The sequence below is a fragment of the Achromobacter sp. Marseille-Q0513 genome (assembly GCF_018195695.1).
Lineage (GTDB): Bacteria > Pseudomonadota > Gammaproteobacteria > Burkholderiales > Burkholderiaceae_B > Achromobacter.
The window spans coordinates 1-268 of sequence record NZ_JAGTJY010000689.1 but is presented as its reverse complement, the minus strand read 5'-3'; the positions used below and the strand labels follow the sequence as shown (position 1 = coordinate 268).

General features: G+C 75.7%; 1 pseudogene. It reads left to right on the top strand.

The window, feature by feature from the left end:
- Window positions 1-217, top strand: a pseudogene (locus tag KDH83_RS32320) (transcriptional regulator); the annotation flags it as partial.
- Between the last annotated feature and the right edge of the window lie 51 nt (window positions 218-268).

Below are 268 nucleotides of genomic sequence, written 5' to 3'. Positions count from 1 at the left end.
GCAGTTCGGCCAGATCGCCGCCGCCACCGCCGCGACCATGCCCCCCGCTGCGCCGTCCAGGCCGGAGGCCGAGGCCGCCACGCCGGCGCCCAAGGCTGCCGCCAAGACCGCGGCCAAGTCCACGGCCAAGGCGCCGGGCAAGCCGGCCTCGAAGGCCGCCGCCCGCGCCAAGCCCGCCGCTCGCAAGACGGCGCCCAAGACGGAGCCGTCCGCTTAGTGTGCTGTCCCGCAGATACGCCCGCACGAAATCCACCCCTAGCCGCCATGG